This window comes from Rhodococcus sp. CH91 (assembly GCF_022554085.1).
In the GTDB taxonomy this organism is placed as follows: domain Bacteria; phylum Actinomycetota; class Actinomycetes; order Mycobacteriales; family Mycobacteriaceae; genus Rhodococcus.
In genome coordinates this window covers 166,017-184,924 of sequence record NZ_JAKFYR010000005.1, presented here as the reverse complement: position 1 = coordinate 184,924, position 18,908 = coordinate 166,017, and the positions used below count along the sequence as shown (strand labels likewise).

Below are 18,908 nucleotides of genomic sequence, written 5' to 3'. Positions count from 1 at the left end.
GACTCACCGCGCCGCACCGGCACCGTCCGGTTTCCGGAGGTAGAAGACGACGCTCTTGCCGATCACGGGATCGAGGACCCGCTCCGCCGTCCGGGTGAGCCAGGGCGCGTTCATCATGTCCCACACCAGCAATCGGTGATAGGCCTTCGTCAGCGGATTGTTCTCGTTGTCGACGCCGACAGCGCACTTGAGCCACCAGTACGGGGCGTGCAGTGCGTGTGCGTGGTCGGTGCCCGAGACGACGAGGCCGGCCGCAGTGAGTTTCGAGGCGAGCTCGTCGGCCTTGTAGATGCGGATGTGACCGCCTTCCACCTCGTGGTAGGCGTCCGACAGGGCCCAGCAGATCTTCTCGGGCAACCACCGGGGCACGGTCACCGCGGCGACCCCGCCCGGCTTCAGGACCCGGACGAGTTCGGCGATGGCTCGTTCGTCCTCGGGGACGTGCTCGAGCACCTCCGAGATCAACACGAGGTCGAAGGAAGCGTCGTCGTAGGGAAGCGCGAGGGCGTCGCCCACCTCCGCGCGGGCCACCGCACCCTCGGGGGCCTCGCCCTCGAGTTCCATCGCGACGAACATGTCGGCCACGGCCTTCATGTCGTCGGCGTTCTGGTCGAAGGCCACGACGTCCGCGCCCCGGCGATACAGTTCGAACGAATGGCGCCCTGCGCCGGCCCCGATGTCGAGGGCACGGATTCCGGGTACGACACCCAATCGGTCGAAGTCGACGGTCAGCATCCGTTCTTCCTCTCTCGGTGCGTGGTGATCGCCCGCTCGTAGACGTCCGCGGTCCGCGCCGCCACTGCTGCCCAGCTGTAGCGTTCGAGCACGCGGGCGCGGGCCTTCTCGCCGAGCCCCCGGCGTTCGGCGGGGTCGTCGAACAGAGCCGCGAGACCGGCAGCCAGCTGCTGGGCGTCGCCCGGCGGAACCAGCAGGCCGGCATCTCCCACGACCTCGGGGATGGCACCGGCCCGGCTCGCGACGAGAGGTGTCGCGCACGACATCGCCTCGACCGCCGGCAACGAGAATCCTTCGTACAGCGAGGGCACCGCGGCTATCTCGGCCGAGGCGAGCAGCTCGGCCAGCTCGTCGTCGTCGATGCCCGAGACGGTACGCACGACATCGCCGATCGCCAACTCGTCGATGAGTTTCTCGGTGGCGCCGCCCGGCGCCAGTTTCGACACGAGGACGAGTTCGACCTCCCGCTCGGTGCGCAACTTCGCGACCGCCTCGAGCAGGGTCGGAACCCCCTTGAGCGGAGCATCTGCGCTCGCCACGCACACGATCCGGCCGCTAACCCGCTCGGTCGCGCGGGGGGCGAACACTTCCGTGTTCACTCCGAGCGGGATCGTGTGGATTCGGCCGGGGTCGATGCCGAATGCGGTGCGGATGTCGTCGGCCGAGTTGTCCGACACGGTGAGCAGTGTGGATATGCGGCGTGCCACCCGTTCCTGCATGCGCAGGAATCCGTACCACCGCCGCAGCGTGATCCTGCGCCGCCAGGTGGTGGCGGAAGCGAGGTCGAGTTCCCGATCGCGGGTGATCGGATGATGGATGGTCGCGACGAGCGGGAAGTCCTCAGCGATGCGCAGAAGGCCCGAGCCGAGCGACTGGTTGTCGTGCACGACGTCGAAGTCGGCGAGACGATCTTGCAGCAGCCGTGCGGCGCGGAGACCGAAAGTGCGCGGTTCGGGGAAGCCGGCGGTCCACATCGTGGCGACTTCGAGGACGTCGATCAGATCCCGGTACTCGCTCGGCCGGGGTGTGCGGAAGGGATCGTCGTCGCGATACAGGTCGAGACTGGGCACCTTGGTGAGGGTCACCCCCGGGTCGAGTTCGGGATAGGGCTGACCCGAGAACACCTCGACCGTGTGTCCTTGCGCAACGAGCTCGCGACTGAGATGCCGGACGTACACCCCCTGGCCCCCACAGTGCGGCTTGCTCCGGTACGACAACAGAGCTACGCGCACATTCCACCTCGGGCAGATCGGAGGGACGGGTACTCGGACAGACGTCCACAAGTTACGTAGGGCACACACTAGAACATGTTTTGCGCACTCACGATAGCGAGGCGGACCGAGGAACGCGTGCGGGCGCGATGTGAGTGGGAAGAGTCCCGACCGAGCGGGGCGCGCGTCGTGGCACGCACGTATCCGGAAACGACGAAGTCCCGGTATCGATGCGATACCGGGACTTCGTCCGGAGCGACCCTGACGGGACTCGAACCCGCGACCTCCGCCGTGACAGGGCGGCGCGCTAACCAACTGCGCCACAGGGCCATGAGGAACCGAAGTTCCCATAGCGCGACCCACCGCGAACGGTGGGTCGAACGTATGAAATTGGTGGCTGCTTGCCGGGCAACCGTGGTGGCCAGGGCCGGGATCGAACCGGCGACCTTCCGCTTTTCAGGCGGACGCTCGTACCAACTGAGCTACCTGGCCGGACGGCACCCGAACCGAATGCCGATCGAATCTCCGGAGCGACCCTGACGGGACTCGAACCCGCGACCTCCGCCGTGACAGGGCGGCGCGCTAACCAACTGCGCCACAGGGCCATGAGGAACCGAAGTTCCCATAGCGCGACCCACCGCGAACGGTGGGTCGAACGTATGAAATTGGTGGCTGCTTGCCGGGCAACCGTGGTGGCCAGGGCCGGGATCGAACCGGCGACCTTCCGCTTTTCAGGCGGACGCTCGTACCAACTGAGCTACCTGGCCGGACGGCACCCGAACCGAATGCCGATCGAATCTCCGGAGCGACCCTGACGGGACTCGAACCCGCGACCTCCGCCGTGACAGGGCGGCGCGCTAACCAACTGCGCCACAGGGCCATGAGGAACCGAAGTTCCCATAGCGCGACCCACCGCGAACGGTGGGTCGAACGTATGAAATTGGTGGCTGCTTGCCGGGCAACCGTGGTGGCCAGGGCCGGGATCGAACCGGCGACCTTCCGCTTTTCAGGCGGACGCTCGTACCAACTGAGCTACCTGGCCGGACGGCACCCGAACCGAATGCCGATCGAATCTCTGGAGCGACCCTGACGGGACTCGAACCCGCGACCTCCGCCGTGACAGGGCGGCGCGCTAACCAACTGCGCCACAGGGCCATACATATTCACTTCTCACACCAAGATACTGCACACTTCGACGAGGTCGAAGCGTACCCCCTACGGGATTCGAACCCGCGCTACCGCCTTGAAAGGGCGGCGTCCTAGGCCGCTAGACGAAGGGGGCCCGATCGGATCTCTCCGAACCGCACCCTCAACGGGTTTGGCGTTCCGTTGGGAGCTTGCACAGCTTATGCCACGCTCTTCGAGATTCACAAATCAGCAGGTCAAGTGGCTGATTCGTTATTCGTCGGTCTGCTGGGCCAACCTCGCTCGCGCCACCCTGTCAGCCACTCCTCGGAGGCCATCGCCTCGAGCGGCACCTCCACACACGCTTCGAACCGGGCCCGGACATCGGTCTCCGGCGAGGTCAGATCGGCCAGATAGCGCTGACCGGCGAGCGCCGAGGCGACCGCCTCGACGAAACGGCGGAGATCGACGCCCGGCCGGAACAAACCCTGCTCCTCGGCCTCGCGGGCGAGCTGGTAGCCAGCGCGCCCCCAGACGACGCTGCCGCGCAAGCCGACCTCGTCGGCGAACTCCGGTTCGGTGACGAGGCGGAACTCCGCCGCGATCACCACATCCTCGTGCAATGCGGCACCGAGGTCGCCGACCAGTCCGTGCAATCGTTCGAACGGGTCGAAACCCGGCACGTCCATCCAGTCGGCCACGATGGCGCGATAGTGTTCGAGGCCCTCGTCGAGCACGGCCCGGGCAAGGTCTTCCTTCGACGCGAAGTGAAAGTACATCGCGCCCTTGGTCGCGTTCGACTGTTCGAGGATCGCGTTGATCGATGCTGCAGCGAATCCTCGGCGGGCGAACTCGGTGGCTGCCGATCTGACGATGGCAGCTCGCGTACGACGCGCACGCTCCTGTTGACGGGGCATGGGGAAATTCAGCCTTCCACGTTCCGGTGTTCCCCCAAGAGACAACTCTAGTCTGCGCCTGCGGCCGCTTGTGTATGTCCCATTTCACCCAGGCGATACCGAAGCCGCAGGCAGACGCATCCCCGGGTTCCCCCAGAACACACCGAATGGTATGATTTGTCCGGCCCGGGTGCGAAGCAGGGGGTGGACACCCGGGCCGCTTCGCATTCGCAGCTTCCCGCACCGCCGGGTACCCGGCGTCGCTGCGCTCTACGTCCGATACCATCACACCGCGCGGTGTGGTTACACTGTGCGCCCATGCCCCTATAGCTCAGTTGGTAGAGCTACGGACTTTTAATCCGCAGGTCCCAGGTTCGAGCCCTGGTGGGGGCACTCGCACGCCGGCGTCGTCCACGACGCCGGCGTCCGTCGTTCCGGGGACTACAAGCGGTGGGAGCCGGGAGGGACGTCGTCGGTTCTGCGTCCCAGTTCCCTTTCCGCCTCGCGACGCGCGCCGAGCCGCTCCTCGTCGATCCGGCTCTGCTCGAGGTCCCTGCGCACCTGCTTCAGATCGCGTCCGCGCTTGCGGTAGCGGGTGAGCGCGACGATGAACACCACCGCGAGCAGTGCTCCGACGATCGCCCCGATCAACGTGGCTCCACGGAAGCCCGGCGCATCCACGTCGAGGATCCGTTCGCCGGCATGCGCACCGTTTCCGGAACCGAGCACGATCGTCAGCGTCATGAGATTCGGAAGTGCCACGACCAACGCGAGCACACCCATCGCGATCTGGAGTCCGCGGTGATATCTCCAGTTGCGGACCTGCCATATCCACGCGAGCAGCGCGATCGGGACGGCGGTGCAGAGGATTCCGAACAGCAACCCCCACAACACCCCGCGGGTGAATCCGCCTTCCGCGAGACCGGCGATGCGCTGCGCCCACCAGCGCGGAACGAACGCCGCCAGCGCGTAATAGGCGATGACGAGCACGATCAATGCCACCACGACGGCGATGGTCTTCTTCGCCCACGAGGGCAGACCCCGGCGCGGAGCGCTCTCACCGACATTCTTGTCCGTCATGTCGAACCTCTCTCGCCGATCGGCAACTGCGGCTGCCGTACACGTGTCAGCCTACGGACCACCGGTTTCACGACGCCACGGTTCGCTCACGCAATTTCACCCGGTACACCCGCCCGACTTTGTATACGGTGACCCGCAGCGGCAGTCGATCGTTTCACCGTTCGGGGGAGGAACATGCGCAGTTTCGTCGATCTCGGCCTGTTCCTGGCCGCCGTCGCCCTCGGCATCGGGTCCGTGCTGCCGGTGGTGGGCGGGATACGTCCCACCGAGATTCCCCTGACGGCGCTGTGGGACGGCTTTCCCACCGGCGACCTGGCGGGGGTCGCGGCCGCGGATCTGCCGCTGTACGAATCGCTCGCGGTCCCCCTCGTCGTGGCCGCAGTACTTCTCCTCGCGGCCGCCCTGTTCGACTCGGTGGTCGCAGGCTGGGCCGGAACCCTGATCGGCCTCGCCACCGCGGTGGTGTTCTGGGCACGCCTGTTCCAGGTTCACGGCGAATACGTCGAACTCAACCGCAGTACGACGTTGACCAACCAGAACGGCACCGTTCTACTCCTCAGCGGGACTCTCGTGGCGCTGCTGTGCTGCCTCATCGCGCTGCGCCGCACCTCGGGAAGTCGCGCTTCCCTCGACTGATCGGCTGCCGGATCCGCGCCGGCGACGCGTGTGGCCGGAGGTGGACATGCCGCCGCGCCGGGACAGGACGACGCTCCCGTCGTGCGCCGGGACCGTACTGTCGTGGAGGGGCCCGGGCCTGTACGGTGATCCGGGCGCTGTGAGGGCGGCCACTGCACGACGCACTCGGCGCCGGCCGCGACAGGACGGCCCGGAGCCCTCCGGCCGCGACCCGGCGACAATACGAGCGACACGATACGAGGGGTAGATAGGGCATGACGCGAGTCCTGACTCAACTGGAGCTGCTGCGCGAGCTCGAGCCTGTGGCCGAAGCGAATCTCGAGCGGCATCTCTCGATGGCGAAGGACTGGCATCCCCACGACTACGTGCCGTGGGACGAGGGCCGCAACTTCGCCGCGATGGGCGGTGTCGACTGGGAACCCGAGCAGTCGAAGCTGGACGAGGTCGCCAAGGCCGCGATGATCACCAACCTGCTCACCGAGGACAATCTGCCCTCCTATCACCGGGAGATCGCCGAGAGCTTCTCCCGCGACGGCGCATGGGGCACGTGGGTGGGCCGGTGGACGGCGGAGGAGAACCGCCACGGCATCGTGATGCGCGACTACCTGGTCGTCACGCGCGGTGTGGATCCCGTTGCGCTCGAGAACGCCCGCATGGAGCACATGACCAACGGCTTCTCGTCCCCCAACTCCACCGGCATGCTCCATTCGGTCGCGTACGTGACCTTCCAGGAACTCGCGACGCGTGTATCGCACCGCAACACCGGCCGCGCCTGCAACGACTCGATCGCCGACAAGATGCTCCAGCGCATCGCGGCCGACGAGAACCTGCACATGATCTTCTACCGGAACATCTGCGATGCAGCACTCGAGGTCGCGCCGGCCCAGACCCTCGCCGCGATCGTGGAGGTTCTCACGAACTTCCAGATGCCGGGTGCCGGCATGCCGAACTTCCGCCGCAACGGGGTGCTGATGGCCAAGCACGGCATCTACGACCTGCGTCAGCATCTCGACGACGTCGTGATGCCGGTGCTGCGCAAATGGCGGATCTTCGAGCGCGATCTCGGCAGTGAGGCGCAGCAGGATCTCGACAAGCTCGGCTCGTTCCTCGAGGAACTCGAACGCCAGGCGGTCCGATTCGAGGAGATGCGCGACCGCTCCCTCGCACGCGAGGCAGCGAAGCGCGACAAGGTGGGCGCGGACGCCTGAGTCCTCCGGAGGTTATCCTGTGCCCGGCGCCGATTTCGGCGCCGGGCACGGTCGTCTTCGCCCCCTACCGCCCGCTGGGCATGCTATTTCCTTGTCGCACAACGTTTTCCAGAGGTTTCCATGTCATCCCTCCGTATCGGCTCGCTCGAACTGAACAGCCCGGTCGTGCTGGCGCCGATGGCGGGAGTGACGAACGTCGCATTCCGCACACTGTGCCGCGAACTGGAACTCGAACGGGCCGGCAGCACGTCGGGCCTGTACGTGTGCGAGATGGTCACCGCTCGCGCCCTCGTCGAACGTCATCCGGTCACCATGCACATGACGACCTTCGGTCCCACGGAGACACCGCGGTCGCTGCAGCTGTACACGGTCGACCCCGACACCACCTACGCCGCGGCGAAGATGATCGTCGACGAGGACCTCGCCGACCACATCGACATGAACTTCGGGTGCCCGGTCCCCAAGGTGACCCGGAAGGGCGGTGGCTCCGCGCTCCCCTACAAGCGCCGGTTGTTCGGGCAGATCGTCGCGGCCGCCGTGCGCGCCACCGAGGGCACCGACATCCCCGTGACCGTCAAGTTCCGCATCGGGATCGACGACGAGCACCACACCCACCTCGATGCGGGCCGTATCGCCGCCGCCGAAGGTGCCGCAGCGGTCGCCCTGCACGCCCGGACCGCTGCGCAACGCTACTCGGGTTCGGCCGACTGGGACGAGATCGCCAGGCTCAAAGAGCACGTCACTGACGTTCCCGTGCTGGGCAACGGCGACATCTTCGACGCCGGGGACGCCGAGCGCATGATGACGCAGACCGGATGCGACGGCGTGGTCGTCGGGCGCGGTTGTCTCGGGCGGCCGTGGCTCTTCGCCGAACTGAGCGCCGCCCTGGGTGGTCGCCCCGTGCCGACCCCGCCGACTCTCGGTGAAGTGGCGCAGATCATGCGCCGTCACGCCGAACTGCTCGCCGACCACCACGGCGAGGACCGCGGTCTGCGCGACATGCGCAAGCACATCGCCTGGTATCTGCGCGGCTTCCCTGCGGGCTCGGAGATCCGCAACGGCCTCGCCCGGGTGTCCACCCTGGCCGAACTCGACGATCTGCTCGGCAAACTCGACCACGATGTGCCCTTCCCGGTCGACGCGGAAGGCCCCCGGGGCCGGCAGGGATCCCCGAGCAGCGTCGCGCTCCCGGAGGGCTGGCTCGACGATCCCGAGGACACCTGTGTGCCCGAGGGAGCCGACATGATGCACTCCGGCGGATAGTCCCCGTTACCGGACTCCGATTACCGTCACAGCCGCGTCATCTCCTCTCGTAACACGCGATCAGTATCATTGCGGAGTCCTTGCGACGGTCACGCCGATGCGCGACGTCGTGAACGGCGACAGGCGACGAATGCGGAAGCCCGCGGAAAGAGCAGGTATCGGTGGACGAGGAGCACGAGACAGGGTCTTCGGATCCTCGCGCTCCCTGGGAACGCCCGATCGCCGACAGCACCTACCGGGAATCGCCACCGACCCGCCGCAGCCGCGCACGCGGGATGCACCGGTCCGGCGAGGACGACAGCGACCCGCGACGCAGCGAAAACTCTCGCAACCGCCGGGCGGCGGACTCGGACGATCCCGAGCAACTCACCGTCGCCGAACTGCTCGACAAGGTGGGCCGGCGGACCGATCCACCCCCGCGCTCCGACCCTCCGGCCGAGGACCTCCCCCGGCCCCCCGTCCCGCCGGTGCCTCCGCGCTCTCCGGAGCCCGCTCCTCCTCGGACGGGCATTCCCGAACCCGACTCCCGCCGCACGCCCCCTCACCGCAGGGAGATACCTCCCGGAGCGGCCGCATCCGGCACTCGACCCGATGCACCGGCTCCTTCCCGGCCCGCGAGGCCGATGACGCCACCACCCCCGCACACCCGCCTTCCGAGCCGTGCGCCCGCGCCTCCTTCCCCGGCTGCCCCGGGACCTCCTCCGGTGGCGACTCCCCCGGTGGCGCAGCCGCCCCGCCCGGCTCCTCCCATCGAGCCCCGCCCGGCTCCTCCCGTCGAGCCCCGCCCAGCTCCTCCGGTCGAAACCCGGAAGACGGCCCGCGCCGAACCCGGACAGGCACCGGCACCCCGGCCCTCCCGACCCACCGTGGACGAGAACCCGACGGTCAAGATCGATGCGGTCCCGGCCGGGGGCGACGCCCCACCGGCCGCCGAGAAGCACGACGAGGACGCGACCGGCGCGGCGCTGCCCCGCGCCGTGGGCACCGGCACCCTCGGCCGCCTCGCCCAGAGCAAGCAACGCAAACGGAAACGGTTCCGGTTCGCCGCGAGGGCAGCGGTCGCCTTCGTCTCGGTCCTCGCGCTGGTCGGCACCGGATCGGTGTGGGGATACGTCCGGTCCACGGAGGCCGGGTTCTCGCAGATCGCCGCACTCGACACCGAGTCGAGCGACATCGTCGACCCGATCGGGCAGACCGGCGACGAGACCTATCTGATCGTGGGTACCGACACCCGGGCGGGAGCCAGCGGCGCGGTCGGGGCCGGAACGGTCAGCGACGCCGAAGGTGCTCGCGCCGACACCGTGATCCTCGTCAACATCCCCGCAGACCGCAGCCGCGTCGTCGCCGTGTCGTTCCCCCGCGATCTGGACGTGGAACGTCCGGTCTGTCGCGGATGGGACAGCGCCACCGGTGAATACGAGTCCGAACTGTTTCCGGCCGCCGAAGGCGACAAACTCAACGCGACCTATGCGCTCGGCGGGCCGAAGTGCTTGGTCAAGGTGATCCAGAAGATCTCGGGACTGAAGATCGGGCACTTCGTCGGGATCGATTTCGCGGGCTTCGAGTCGATGGTGAACGAGATCGGCGGCGTCGAGGTGTGCACCCCGGTCCCGCTGATCGACGGCGAACTCGGTCCGCTCATCGAGACCCCCGGGACGCACACGCTCGACGGGCAACGCGCACTCGACTACGTCCGTGCCCGCAAGATCGATTCGGAGGGCAACAGCGATTACGGCCGCATCAGCAGGCAACAGAAGTTCCTGTCGTCGTTGCTGCGCTCGGCACTGTCGAACAAGGTCCTGCTCGATCCCGGCAAGCTCAACGGATTCATCAACGCGTTCACCCGCGCGACCTTCGTGGAGAACGTCAACACCGAATCGCTGGTGAAGCTCGGACGCTCGATGCAGAACGTCGAGGCCGGCGCGGTGTCGTTCCTCACCATCCCCACCGCGGGCACCAACGACTGGGGCAACGAGATTCCCCGGACGGACGACATCGAGGCGATCTTCACCGCCATCATCGACGACCTGCCCCTGCCGGGCGAGAAGCGCGAGGACGTGCCGGAGGAGACCGCACCCGCGCCCGCCGAACCTCTGCCGGCACAGCTCGCCGTCGACCCCTCGTCGGTGTCGGTGCAGGTCTCGAATGCCTCCGGTGTCTCCGGCCTGGCGAACCGGACCGCGGAAACCGTCGCCGCCTACGGTTTCCCCGTGTACTCGATCGGCAACTACGCCTCGGGCACGAGCACCCAGACCGTGATCCGCTTCAGTGCGGGACAGGAAACCGATGCCGCGACCGTCGCCTCGGCCTTCCCCGGGGCGGTTCTGCAGGAAGCTCCCCCGTCCGCCCAGCTCGGCAGCATCGTGGAGATCGTCCTGGGCACCAGTTTCGACGGCACCGTCGTCGCACCCACCCCGGCCGGTACGCAGCTCGCCCCGGTGGCGATCCAGACCCGGTCGGCGGCGTCCGTCGAACTTCCCGCCGACCTCGCGATCACCAACGCCGCAGACGATCTGTGCACGTGAACGCCCCTGTTCGGCGGCGTACGTTCATCTGCGGTTCATCCGATGCTCGCCGAACCGCTCCGTGAAGGTCGTAGGCTGTGCGATTATGCGCGTCGTCTACAACGAACAGATGGGCGAACTCGGAGATCTCCTCGGGGAGATGGCCGGATTCGCCGGTACCGCAATGGAGCGGTCCACCAGAGCTCTTCTCGAAGCCGATCTCGCTCTCGCCGAGCAGGTGATCGACGAGCACGAGAAGATCACCGAACTCGGCGCGATCTGCGAGGAGAAGGCATTCCAGCTGCTCGCCCTGCAGGGTCCTGTCGCAGGAGATCTCCGTGCCGTGGTCAGCGGCATCCAGATCGTGGCCGACATCGACCGGATGGGTGCGCTGGCTCTCCACATCGCGAAGGCGACCCGCCGGCGCCATCCGAACCACGTGCTGCCCGACGAGGTGAAGGGTTATTTCGCCGAGATGGGCCGTATCGCGGTGGCTCTCGGCGTCGCGACCCGCGAGATCCTCGAGACCCGCGACCCCGCGCGTGCCGCGCGTCTGCACCACGAGGACGAGGCGATGGACGACCTGCATCGTCACCTCTTCACCGTCCTCATGGACCGGGAGTGGGAGCACGGCGTCGCAGCCGCCGTCGACGTCACCCTGCTCGGCCGGTACTACGAGCGTTTCGCCGACCACGCCGTCGAGGTTGGTCGCCGGGTCATCTTCCTCGTGACCGGCAAGCTTCCCACCGAGGAGGAGATCCGCCGGCTCGGCGAGAAGGTGGACAGCCTGACGGTCTACCCCGAGAACGACTGACCTTTCCCGAACGACGAGACCCCGGCCGGAAGTATCCGGCCGGGGTCTCGCACGTCGAGGGCAGGATCAGCCGAAACGGCCGGAGATGTAATCCTCGGTGGCCTTCTTGCTCGGGTTCGAGAAGATCTTCTCGGTGTCGTCGATCTCCACCAGTCCACCCGGGCGTCCGGTCGCCTCGAGATTGAAGAAGGCCGTCTGGTCGCTCACACGCGCAGCCTGCTGCATGTTGTGCGTGACGATGACGATGGTGAAGTCCTTCTTCAGCTCGCCGATCAGGTCCTCGATGGCGAGCGTCGAGATCGGATCGAGCGCCGAGCACGGCTCGTCCATGAGCAGCACGTCGGGCTGGACCGCGATGGCGCGGGCGATGCACAGACGCTGCTGCTGACCGCCGGACAGGCCGCCGCCCGGCTTGTCGAGGCGATCCTTGACCTCGTTCCACAGGTTCGCGCCGCGCAGTGACTTCTCGGCGACCTCGTCGAGTGTCTTCTTGTCGCGCACGCCCTGCAGCTTGAGACCGGCCACGACGTTGTCGCGGATCGACATCGTGGGGAACGGGTTGGGCCGCTGGAAGACCATGCCGATGGTCTTGCGGACACCGACCGGATCGACGTTCGGATCGTAGATGTCCTCGCCGTCGAGCAGGACCGATCCCTCGACGTACGCGCCTGGGGTGACCTCGTGCATGCGGTTGAGCGACCTCAGCACGGTGGACTTACCGCAGCCGGACGGGCCGATGAAGGCGGTCACGCTCCGCGGCGGCACGGACAGGGTCACGTCGGCCACGGCGTGGAACTTGCCGTAGTAGATGTTGACGTCCTTGAGGTCCAGACGCTTGGCCATTACCGGCTCCCTACTGGTGTATCGATGTCGTGAGGAACGTGCAGTCGTGAGAAGGGCTCACGGGACTATTTCTTGGCGCCGATCTGCGAGTACCGGCTGATCAGCTTGGCGACGATGTTGAGGACTGCGATGAGCAGGATCAGGGTGAGTGCAGCTCCCCAGATGCGCTGCGCACCCGCGGCGGTCGGATTGTTCATCTCGGCAACCATGACGCCGGGGAGGGTCGCCTGCTCCCCACCGAACAGACCGAAGTTGATGAAGGGCGCGTAGCCCACGAGGATCAGCAAGGGAGCCGTCTCGCCCATCACGCGGGCGAGTGCGAGCATGATGCCGGTGATGATGCCGGCGAGCGAGGTCGGCAGAACGATGCGCGCGATGGTCTTCCACTTGGGCACGCCGAGCGCGTAGGACGCCTCGCGCAGATCCTGCGGCACGATCCGGAGCATCTCCTCGGTGCTGCGCACGACCACCGGCACCATCAGCAGCACGAGAGCGAGCGACACCGCGAAGCCCGACTTGGGCATCCCGAAGGTCGACACCCACAGGGCGTAGACGAACAGCGCCGCGACGATCGACGGGACACCGCTGAGGATGTCGACCATGAAGGTCGTGATCTTGCCGAGCCGGGACTTACCGGCGTACTCGACAAGGTAGATCGCCACGAAGACGCCCAGCGGGATCGAGATGACCGCACAGACGAGTCCCTGCAGGAGGGTGCCGACGAGGGCGTGGTAGACGCCGCCACCCGTCGACGAGGCCGTCAGGCCGCTCAGCGAGTGCGTGAACCAGGTGGGCGAGACCAGCGCGGGGAAACCCTTCGCGACGACCGTGATCAGCACCCAGGCGAGCGGGATCAGCGCGATGACGACCGACAGGGTGACGAGCACCGTGGCCGCGGTGTCCTTCGCGCGACGACGTCCGCTGACGCGCTGGAAGGCAGGAGCCTTGACCGGAGAGGCGAGCGTGGTGGTCGACATGGATCAGTCCTTCTTTCCGGCGACGATCATGCGTGCGGCGGCATTGACCACGAACGTGAGTACGAAGAGCACGAGTCCGGCGGCGATGTAGGCGCCCGCCTGGATGTCGTTGTTGAATTCGGCGTAGCCGAGCGCGATCTTGGATGCGATGGTGGCGCCGCCGTCGAACAGCGACCACGAGAACGACTGCGAGGTGGTGCGCAGGATGAGATAGAGCGCCATCGTCTCGCCGAGCGCGCGGCCGAGGCCGAGCATCGAGCCGCTGATGTAGCCGGATTTGCCGAACGGGATGACGGTGGTCCGCACGACCTCCCAGCGGGTCGCGCCGAGCGCCAGAGCGCCTTCGATCTGTGCGACCGGGGTCTGCACGAACACTTCACGGCTCACAGCGGCGATCGTCGGCAGGATCATCACCGCGAGGACGATGCCGGCGGTGAAGATCGTTCCGCCGCCCACGATGGAACCGCTGCCGGTGGCGAAGAGGGGGAACCAGCCGAGGCTGGTGTTGAGCCACTCGGCCACGGGACGCAGGAACGGCGCGAGGACGAGCATGCCCCACAGGCCGTAGACGATGGAGGGGACCGCGGCGAGCAGGTCGATCACGTACGCCAGCGGCTTCCTGAGCCGCTCGGGGCAGTACGAGGTGAGGAAGATCGCGATGCCCAGTGCGACGGGCATCGCGAGGAACAACGCGAAGAACGAGACGAGCACCGTCACCTGGAACAGGTCGAGGACGCCGAACGCCATGTCGGCGATGTCCTGCGTGACCCACTCGCGACTGGTGAGGAAGTTGACCTGATTGCGTTGCAGCGCGGGTACGGCGCGCCAGACCAGGAAGACCGCGATCGCGCCGATGATCACGGTGATCAGGACGGCGGAGCCGGACGCCAACGAACTGAAGATTCGGTCGCCCGGGCGCACGACTGTCTTGCGTGCCTGCTCCGGGGAGTGCGGTGGGGTACTGATCGTGTCCTCCGTGATGCCGGTGACACCGCCCGTTCCTGAGCGGGTCGGTTCGTCGGCCGCGATGGGAACCGACGTCTTGTGCGCGTCACTCATGTGCGCTCGCAATCCTTCTCAGCGTATCGTCAGGAACGGGCGGGTCGATGATCAGTCGGTCACTCGGCTCGGATTTCGAGTGAGTTTTCCGTCACCGGCTCGGAGACGGGTGAGCCGTCCGTCACCCGGCGGCGATGGCGTCGATCGACTCGGTGAGACGGGTCTTGAAGGTGTCCGGCAGCGGGACGTAGCCCTGCTCCGCGAGGCCTTCCTGCCCCTCGTTCGCGGCGGAGGTCAGGAACGACTTCACGGCCAGGGCGGTGTCGGTGTCGTAACCGGCCGAGCACACGATCTCGTAGGTGGCCAGCACCAGCGGGTATGCGCCCGCCTCGGTGCTGCCGAAGATCGACGACAGATCCAGCGTCAGGTCGCCCTCGGAGGCCGGGACGAACTCGGCACCCTCGATCGCCTTGCCCGCGGTCTCCTCGGTCAGCTCGACCGGGCCGGAACCGTTGTCGATCTGCGCGATGCTCAGACCGTTCTGGTCGGCGAAGGACTTCTCGACGTAGGTGATGGAGTTGGGCGAACCGGAGACGGCCTGCGCCACCCCTGCCGAGCCCTTGGCCCCCTCCCCGACACCGCCGGTGAAGTCGGAACCGGCGCCGGAGGTCCACGCACCGCCGGAGGCGACCTCGAGGTACTGCTGGAAGTTGTCGGTGGTGCCCGACGAGTCCGAGCGGACGATCGGCGTGATGTCGGCATCCGGCAGCTCGACACCCTCGTTGAGCGCGGCGATGGCCGGATCGTTCCACTTCGTGATCGAGCCGTTGAAGATCTCGGCGGCCGTCGCGGCGTTCAGCACGAGCTGGTCGACGCCTTCGACGTTGTAGGCGAGCGCGACCGGGCCGAACACCAGCGGCAGGTTCCACGCGGGATTTCCGGCGCAGCGCTCGGCGGCCTGTGCTGCCTGCTCGTCCTCGATGGCCGAGTCGGAGCCGGCGAAGTCGATCTGGTCGGCGATGAACTGCGTGCGACCGTCACCCGAGCCGGTCGGGTTGTACGCGACGTTGACGGTGGCGCCCTTCTGGGAGCAGACGGCGATGTAGGTGGCGACGAACTGATCCATCGCGTTCTTCTGAGCCGACGAGCCCGCCCCCGAGAGGTTGGCCTTCCCGTCGCAGGCCGCAGCGGAGGCGGCTGCGTCGACGTCCAGCGATCCGCTGTTGTCGTCGCTGCCGCACGCGGCGAGCGTGAGGGCCCCGACGGCCACAACACCGAGCAGGGCGCCTTTGCGCTTGAAGTTCACCTGTTCTCCTCCGGAAGTAACTTCACACGACCGCGGTGCCGAGGCGGCGGTCCCGAGGCGCGGGTGTTCCCGGCGCCGGGCCGGCAGGACTCGACCCGTAGAGAGAAGTTAGGTGCGGCCGATGGACACCGGGACGACCGAAGGTGAACAGCGGATGAACACGACGGATACACCTGGCGATGGTGTTGCGACCATCACTCGAACTTCATCCGGAACCGGGATGTCGTGGGGCCGGCGTTCACTTTCGTGCGTACGCGACATCCACGTGGAAACGTTCGAAGCCGAGCTTGCCGTAGGTGTTCAACGCGGCGGTGTTGTCGCCTTCGACGTAGAGCAGCACCGTGGACAGTCCACGATCGCGGAGATGGTGCAGACCGGCGAGAGTGAGCAGACGGCCGAGACCCCGTCCCTGCGCCGAAGGATCGATCCCCACCACGTAGACCTCACCGAGCTGCGGATCGGACGCGGTGGCGGAGTGCACCTTGGTCCAGTGGAAGCCGAGCAACCGGTCGGGATCGGCCGAGTCGAAGGCCAGGAACAGACCCTCGGGATCGAACCAGGATTCCTGCCGGCGTTCCTCCACGTCGGCCGCTGTCCAGCGGCCCTGTTCGGGATGCCAGGCGAAGGCGGCGGCGTTGACACGGAGCAACTCGGCATCGTCCTGCGGGCCGCGATAGGTACGCAGCCGTACCGATTCGGGAACCTCGAGGGTGGGCAGATCCGGCTCGGCGAGAGAACGACGCAGTTGCAGAAGTTCACGCACTCCGGCCAGGCCGAGCCGACTCGCCACGGCACGCGCGGCCGGGAGGTCGCCGTGCGCCCACACCCTCGTCCCGTCGCCTCCTTCACCGAGCGCACGGTCGACGAGTTCGCCTCCGAGCCCTCGTCCCCTGGCCTGCGGATCCACGACCACCTCGGCCATCGCAGGGTGCCCGTCCCCGCCCGGGGTGACGTTCGCGTATCCGGTGACGGCGCCGTCGTCACCGACGACGACGAGATGCCGGGCCCCGCCCTCCCTGCCGAGCGAGTGCACGGCCTGCTCGGAGATCGGCGCGACACCGTCGGCCTGCGTGGCTCGGGAGAGCACGGCGCGTACGGCTTCGGCCTGCTCGGTGGACGGACGGTCGACGAATTCCGGTTCGGTGCTCACTGAACGAATTGTGCCCCGGACTCCCCGGCTCCGGAGTCGTCGAGGAGCGTGTCGTCCACATCCACGTCGTCGACGTCGGGGGTGACGTTCCCGCCCTTGCCGTTCCTGTTGGCAGGCCGCACCGCCTTGTAGCCGACGTTGCGGACGGTTCCGATGAGGGCTTCGTGCTCGGGACCGAGCTTCGCGCGCAGTCGCCGGACGTGGACGTCGACGGTGCGGGTTCCACCGAAGAAGTCGTAGCCCCAGACCTCCTGCAGGAGCTGGGCACGAGTGAACACGCGACCCGCGTGCTGGGCGAGATACTTGAGGAGTTCGAACTCCTTGTAGGTCAGGTCGAGGGGGCGCCCACGCAAGCGCGCGGTGTAGGTGCCCTCGTCGATGGTGAGTTCGCCGAGCGTGATCTTGCCGGTGTTCTCCGGCCCCACCGGCCCACCCGAGCGGCCGATCAGCAACCGCAGACGGGCGTCGAGCTCCGCAGGTCCTGTCGTGGACAGGAGGATGTCGTCGAGCCCCCATTCGGGGTTGACGGCCACCAGCCCGCCCTCGGTGAGCACCGCCACCACGGGCACCGCCGAGCCGGTGCTCCCGAGCAGACGGCACAGCCCTCGCGCGGCCGCGAGATCCGAGCGGGCATCGACGATGGCGATGTCCGCCGAACCCGCTTCGAGCAGCGACGACACCTCGGTGGGAGCGGGCCTCACCGAGTGTGCGAGAAGGGACAACGACGGAAGGACCGCGTCCGGGTTCGGATCGGAGGTGAGAAGCAGCAGCTCCACCGGGCCTCCAGTTCTTCGCGCCACCAGCGCGGATAGGGGTCGTAAACGTCGTGCTACAGATTAACGCTCCGATTGTTACCGGCATGTAAGCACGAGGATGCCGTAGAGCGCACGGGAACGGACGGCTCCCGCCCGGTGTCCGGCGCGTCCTACACAATGGGGGCGTGCGCAAACTGATCTTCGGTCTCGTAGTCCTGCTCGGACTCGCCGTGCTCGCCGATTTCGGCGCCGCGGCGTGGTCCGAGTACCGCGTCTCACGGGCGCTGCGCGAGGGTGGCGTGCTCGAGTCCGATCCGGCGGTGACCATCCACGGTTTCCCCTTCCTGCTCCAGGCCCGGGACGGTCACTACGAGAACGTCGAGATCGTGGCGGACAACATCCGCACCGACCTGCTCGGCGACATCACCGTCGAGGCCAATCTGGTGGGGGCGCACGCCGCGGCCGGAGAACTCCTCGAGGGCTCGATCCGCACCGTGCCCGTCGACCTTCTGTACGGCCGGGTCATGATCGACGCCACCGAGCTCGGACAGCTCTACGGCATCCCCGACCTGCAGGTTTCCGCTCCGCCGGCGAACAAGTCCGACGGCACGGGCGGCTCCGGCGGGTCGGGGCCGACCACCGCGGGTGGTGTCGTGCTCACCGGCACCGTGCCGGTCGGCCCGGCGTCCGCGACGGTCAGCGTCCAGGCGGATCTCGTGCTCGACGGCGAACGCGTCCACATCGTCGCCTCGGACCTGTACTTCGGCCCCGAAGGCAGTGCCGATTTCAGCGTGCCCGAGATCCTGAAGCCGACGGTCCTCGGCATGTTCACGACGACGATCGAACCGCAGGATCTGCCCTTCGGGGTTCGGCCCACATCGGTCGAAGCGCGAGGGTCGCGGATCGTCATCGAGGGCGAGGCCCGCAACACCGTCATCGACCTCACTCAGGTGCGCAGCCCGGCATGATCGGCGTGATCGTTCTCGCCGCCGTGATTGTCGCCACACTGGTGGCCGGCACGGTCCTGCGCGCCCGGTCCGGACGTATCCGCGCGGTCGAGACCACCACACACGCCGAACTCGATCCGGCCCTCGCGGCGGTGGGTGTCGGGCAGGACGTGCCGGTGGTGCTGCACTTCTCCGCGCCGTGGTGCGGCCCGTGCGCCGCGGTGCGGCGGGTGATCGAGCAGATCCTGGGCGGCGCGCCGGGAAGCGCACGCGAAATCGAACTGGATCTCGACGAAAACCCCTCCCTGGCACGAACACTCGGCGTTCTGTCACTCCCCACCACGTTCGTGTTCGACGCGGACGGACGCGAACGGTTCCGCGTCTCCGGGGTTCCCTCCCCCGACGATCTGCGCGCAGCCCTCGCGGCGCTGTGACGACAGGGGATCCATTTCCCCGAAA

At 67.4% G+C, this 18,908-nt stretch carries 17 protein-coding genes and 9 tRNA genes; 8 read left to right on the top strand and 18 right to left on the bottom strand.

Annotation, left to right across the window (positions count from 1 at the left end):
* Positions 1–3: 3 nt before the first annotated feature.
* From MOM01_RS12025 to MOM01_RS11975, 11 genes are all read right to left on the bottom strand, one after another.
* Positions 4–735: a class I SAM-dependent methyltransferase gene (locus tag MOM01_RS12025; protein ID WP_241385660.1), complete on the bottom strand. Its 732-nt coding sequence runs from the start codon at positions 733–735 to the stop codon at positions 4–6.
* Positions 729–1,967, bottom strand: a complete 1,239-nt coding sequence (locus MOM01_RS12020) for a glycosyltransferase family 4 protein (RefSeq protein ID WP_241385659.1) — start codon at positions 1,965–1,967, stop codon at positions 729–731. Before MOM01_RS12020 ends, MOM01_RS12025 begins: the two co-directional genes overlap by 7 nt.
* Positions 1,968–2,202: 235 nt before the next feature.
* Positions 2,203–2,276, bottom strand: a tRNA-Asp gene (locus MOM01_RS12015).
* An 85-nt stretch (positions 2,277–2,361) separates the two neighbouring features.
* A tRNA-Phe gene (locus MOM01_RS12010) sits at positions 2,362–2,438 on the bottom strand.
* A gap of 39 nt (positions 2,439–2,477) precedes the next feature.
* A tRNA-Asp gene (locus tag MOM01_RS12005) sits at positions 2,478–2,551 on the bottom strand.
* 85 nt (positions 2,552–2,636) lie between these two features.
* A tRNA-Phe gene (locus MOM01_RS12000) sits at positions 2,637–2,713 on the bottom strand.
* Between the two features lie 39 nt (positions 2,714–2,752).
* Positions 2,753–2,826, bottom strand: a tRNA-Asp gene (locus MOM01_RS11995).
* Positions 2,827–2,911: 85 nt separating this feature from the next.
* Positions 2,912–2,988: transfer RNA gene (locus tag MOM01_RS11990), tRNA-Phe, on the bottom strand.
* A 39-nt stretch (positions 2,989–3,027) separates the two neighbouring features.
* Positions 3,028–3,101 (bottom strand) — tRNA-Asp (locus tag MOM01_RS11985).
* Positions 3,102–3,155: 54 nt separating this feature from the next.
* A tRNA-Glu gene (locus tag MOM01_RS11980) sits at positions 3,156–3,228 on the bottom strand.
* Positions 3,229–3,328: 100 nt separating this feature from the next.
* Positions 3,329–3,988, bottom strand: coding sequence for a TetR/AcrR family transcriptional regulator (locus MOM01_RS11975; protein ID WP_241385658.1), 660 nt, complete (start codon positions 3,986–3,988; stop codon positions 3,329–3,331).
* Positions 3,989–4,287: 299 nt separating this feature from the next.
* Here MOM01_RS11975 and MOM01_RS11970 point away from each other — a divergent pair.
* Positions 4,288–4,360, top strand: a tRNA-Lys gene (locus MOM01_RS11970).
* 48 nt (positions 4,361–4,408) lie between these two features.
* Here MOM01_RS11970 and MOM01_RS11965 read toward each other — a convergent pair.
* The gene (locus MOM01_RS11965) at positions 4,409–5,047 is read right to left on the bottom strand and encodes a hypothetical protein (RefSeq protein WP_241385657.1); all 639 of its coding nucleotides are present in this window, start codon (positions 5,045–5,047) and stop codon (positions 4,409–4,411) included.
* A gap of 174 nt (positions 5,048–5,221) precedes the next feature.
* Here MOM01_RS11965 and MOM01_RS11960 point away from each other — a divergent pair, with 174 nt between their 5' ends.
* The 5 genes from MOM01_RS11960 to phoU all read left to right on the top strand — a co-directional run bounded on the left by MOM01_RS11960 (position 5,222) and on the right by phoU (position 11,472).
* On the top strand, positions 5,222–5,683 hold the full coding sequence (locus tag MOM01_RS11960) for a hypothetical protein (protein ID WP_241385656.1): 462 nt from the start codon (positions 5,222–5,224) through the stop codon (positions 5,681–5,683).
* 254 nt (positions 5,684–5,937) lie between these two features.
* Complete coding sequence (locus tag MOM01_RS11955; protein ID WP_241385655.1) at positions 5,938–6,891, top strand: acyl-ACP desaturase; 954 nt, start codon at positions 5,938–5,940, stop codon at positions 6,889–6,891.
* A 120-nt stretch (positions 6,892–7,011) separates the two neighbouring features.
* Complete coding sequence (gene dusB / locus MOM01_RS11950; protein ID WP_241385654.1) at positions 7,012–8,154, top strand: tRNA dihydrouridine synthase DusB; 1,143 nt, start codon at positions 7,012–7,014, stop codon at positions 8,152–8,154.
* A 623-nt stretch (positions 8,155–8,777) separates the two neighbouring features.
* Entirely contained in the window at positions 8,778–10,679 is a 1,902-nt protein-coding gene (locus MOM01_RS11945) for an LCP family protein (RefSeq protein WP_374112295.1), read from the top strand.
* Between the two features lie 85 nt (positions 10,680–10,764).
* Positions 10,765–11,472, top strand: coding sequence for a phosphate signaling complex protein PhoU (phoU, locus tag MOM01_RS11940; protein ID WP_241385652.1), 708 nt, complete (start codon positions 10,765–10,767; stop codon positions 11,470–11,472).
* Positions 11,473–11,538: 66 nt separating this feature from the next.
* On the opposite strand, the gene pstB is transcribed toward phoU, so the two are convergent.
* The 6 genes from pstB to MOM01_RS11910 all read right to left on the bottom strand — a co-directional run bounded on the left by pstB (position 11,539) and on the right by MOM01_RS11910 (position 17,523).
* Complete coding sequence (gene pstB, locus MOM01_RS11935) at positions 11,539–12,315, bottom strand: phosphate ABC transporter ATP-binding protein PstB (RefSeq protein WP_241385651.1); 777 nt, start codon at positions 12,313–12,315, stop codon at positions 11,539–11,541.
* A gap of 65 nt (positions 12,316–12,380) precedes the next feature.
* Positions 12,381–13,292 (bottom strand): phosphate ABC transporter permease PstA, encoded by a 912-nt coding sequence (gene pstA / locus MOM01_RS11930; RefSeq protein WP_241385650.1) that lies wholly within the window; start codon positions 13,290–13,292, stop codon positions 12,381–12,383.
* Positions 13,293–13,295: 3 nt separating this feature from the next.
* The gene (pstC, locus tag MOM01_RS11925; protein WP_241385649.1) at positions 13,296–14,351 is read right to left on the bottom strand and encodes a phosphate ABC transporter permease subunit PstC; all 1,056 of its coding nucleotides are present in this window, start codon (positions 14,349–14,351) and stop codon (positions 13,296–13,298) included.
* Positions 14,352–14,472: 121 nt separating this feature from the next.
* Positions 14,473–15,597: a phosphate ABC transporter substrate-binding protein PstS gene (gene pstS / locus MOM01_RS11920; RefSeq protein ID WP_241385648.1), complete on the bottom strand. Its 1,125-nt coding sequence runs from the start codon at positions 15,595–15,597 to the stop codon at positions 14,473–14,475.
* A 238-nt stretch (positions 15,598–15,835) separates the two neighbouring features.
* Complete coding sequence (gene mshD / locus MOM01_RS11915) at positions 15,836–16,747, bottom strand: mycothiol synthase (protein ID WP_241385647.1); 912 nt, start codon at positions 16,745–16,747, stop codon at positions 15,836–15,838.
* Positions 16,744–17,523, bottom strand: coding sequence for a winged helix-turn-helix transcriptional regulator (locus MOM01_RS11910; RefSeq protein ID WP_241385646.1), 780 nt, complete (start codon positions 17,521–17,523; stop codon positions 16,744–16,746). Before MOM01_RS11910 ends, mshD begins: the two co-directional genes overlap by 4 nt.
* A 164-nt stretch (positions 17,524–17,687) precedes the next feature.
* Between MOM01_RS11910 and MOM01_RS11905 the strand changes: the two genes are divergently transcribed.
* Together MOM01_RS11905 and MOM01_RS11900 are read left to right on the top strand one after the other, a co-directional pair.
* A complete protein-coding gene (locus MOM01_RS11905; RefSeq protein ID WP_241385645.1) occupies positions 17,688–18,470 on the top strand; it encodes an LmeA family phospholipid-binding protein in 783 nt (260 codons plus the stop codon).
* Entirely contained in the window at positions 18,467–18,883 is a 417-nt protein-coding gene (locus tag MOM01_RS11900; RefSeq protein WP_241385644.1) for a thioredoxin family protein, read from the top strand. Before MOM01_RS11905 ends, MOM01_RS11900 begins: the two co-directional genes overlap by 4 nt.
* Positions 18,884–18,908: the final 25 nt, after the last annotated feature.